The following is a 2,470-nucleotide window of genomic DNA, read 5'->3' on the forward strand; positions in this document are numbered from 1 at the left end:
ATGTCAGAACGGGTTTCTTTAACAAGAGTCAGGTGTTCAATCAGGTTCATAATGCGTCGCCATTTACGTGGAGACGCGATTAGATCACAGGTGATCAGCCGATTCAAACGTGGTCAAAAAAAGTGCGATCCCGCCCTGGTGAGTTGACAAACAAAGCACGATGCGCATTGGTACTATTTTCCAGCGAGATGCTCTATCACAAAGCTTTTTTAGACTCGAATATCATGCATCATACATGCAATGCATTACAGCAATAAAATGTCAATATGGTCCTGGTGAACGCTTACCCTCCAACTCGGTGATACGGTCCAGCAGCTTATGTATCAGCTCGTGGGCCTGCTCGATGGTCAGAGAGTTAACCGCCAGTGTTGCATGCTTTTTGGTCATGCCAGCAAGTATGCAACACGAGAGGGGTCAAGCAACAGACAAAGGAGGAACATGAGATGACCGTCTCTTTTTAATGTCAACACACCCTTGGTGAACGGTTACCACAAGGGCGGGTCAGTGCCATGCTGACGCCCACTCACCAGGCCATCACGCATTATCGTAACAGTGCTTGCAACTTGTGAATTTTGTTAATTGCCTCAAAGGTACTAAAAACTGTCCAGCCATTTTTCTTTAATTCGGTTCGATGTGAGCTCTCAATGAGTACGGCAACAAAATTTTTCGGCCAGCAAAGATCTAATGGAATATGTTTTTGCCCTATTTTTACTGTGAGACCAAGTTGCGGTACTGTTAATTGATAGCGCTCCAGTAGTTTTGTTAAGCTGAGCAAGCTCGTATCTGCATATTTATGTAACGATACATAGTCAAACACGTCAAATTTATTTTGTTGTCGTCTTAGATAATTAATTTTTTCAATATCACGCATTACTATTTGCAGATGCTCATGATTGGGCTGCTTTTTATGGCAATCCATACATAAGGCGCGTAAATTTTTGCGATCATTATCTGACTTATTACCATTGATATGATGTACATGGAGTAACTCAGGGTGCTTAGTTAAATTAACTTCACAATGCTCACAACAAAAATCAACTGAATGGCGTAAGGATTTTGATATCGATTTCCAATCGGCTGTGTAATTCCCCGCGAGTGAGCCAAGATTTGAAGTGGGTAAACTGGAGAAATAAGAACGATAACAATCAAAAAAATCGATAAAGGAAAAAGCAGCGACTAAGTGATTTCTCGCATAGTCGTTAAGGCCTAAATAATCTTGATAATTCAGAGCCTTCAGGCAGTTTTTGCATACGGCGAGCTTGCTTTCACCTTGTAATTTATTGCCACTTAACTGGATAACTCCGTGGACAGCGAAATAACCATCGGTACGGTTGGTTATGGCATAACGATTATTAAAACGGCCTTTTGCACGCATATCTGCAAGGGTTGTACACTCGGCAATATGTACACGACGTGCACCTTTTGACTTTCCATCATCTAGTGTGTCTTCAATATTATTGCCTTGATCAGGAATATAAAGCATGACTTGGTGGCCCTCATAAGAGAGTACACCTTCTGAGCCATCGATCAGGTTAATATCACCCGATTCGAGTTCTATACCGTCGGCTAATAAATCTTCTAGTGTTTTTGATAATTCAAAATCTATTTCTAGCTTGCCAAGTGGTGCTACAGCTGCAATGAGTTCGCTGAGGTCAACGGTTAATTTCATTGCTGCGACTCTAAAATTCGTTTGATCTGAATATCGGCATTTGTAATAGCGCGAAAAGAGACTCGGCGCGAGCGTTCAGGATCTTCTATATCTGATTGCATTATCAAGCGAGAAGATGAAAAGCCAACTGCGGCTATAGTTGCAGTGATCCAATCAGCCTCTTCAGGCATGAGCTCATAGCCATACTCGAGAACAGCGCGTGTTCGACCTTGCGACAGTTGCATATTATAGAAATAGGCCTCTTGCTTTGACGTCCCTCGGATCCCTGCGCTAGATGTGTGGCCTTCTATGCGGATTTCGTCGAGTGAGTCGCGAAAAGGTTTTAGCACTTTAATATAGCGAGGAAAAAAATCATTTAGGATCAAACGGTAGGTGCCGGTTAATTTTGTTTCATTATTGCCAAAAAGAACATCGGGTGATTGAAAGCTAAACGCCAGCGTTTCTTGATCAATCGTAGCTCCCCATTTATCTAAGTCATTGGCAAACTCTTTATTAAGTGCTTGGTAGATGGCGACTTGATTTTGTTGATAAGCGACGGCAACATCTTTTATTTTCTGATTCTCATTTTGGGTGTGAAGCATGAAAACAATGGCAATAAATAAAAATACCATCATTAATCCAGCCATTAGGTCGGAAATAGATAGCCAATGCTCCCCAGAATCAGTCGAGACTGTTTGTTTACCAATTAGATCGTCCATTAGGCATCATTCCGCTTAACGATGTCATGCATAGCTTGTGTCAGTCTGCTGTAATCTGTTACAAAGCGGCCGGTGACTTGTGCCAGCGCTGATCCCATCTGTT

The 2,470-nt window shown here is 42.1% G+C and carries 2 protein-coding genes; both read right to left on the reverse strand.

Annotated elements, in window-relative coordinates:
• Positions 1–541: 541 nt before the first annotated feature.
• On the reverse strand, positions 542–1,669 hold the full coding sequence (locus tag ACRCZA_RS01835; RefSeq protein WP_438672780.1) for an HNH endonuclease: 1,128 nt from the start codon (positions 1,667–1,669) through the stop codon (positions 542–544).
• Complete coding sequence (locus ACRCZA_RS01840; protein WP_438672781.1) at positions 1,666–2,367, reverse strand: OmpA family protein; 702 nt, start codon at positions 2,365–2,367, stop codon at positions 1,666–1,668. Before ACRCZA_RS01840 ends, ACRCZA_RS01835 begins: the two co-directional genes overlap by 4 nt.
• Positions 2,368–2,470 lie beyond the last annotated feature (103 nt).

The organism is Shewanella sp., assembly GCF_051658185.1.
Classification (GTDB): Bacteria; Pseudomonadota; Gammaproteobacteria; order Enterobacterales; family Shewanellaceae; genus Shewanella.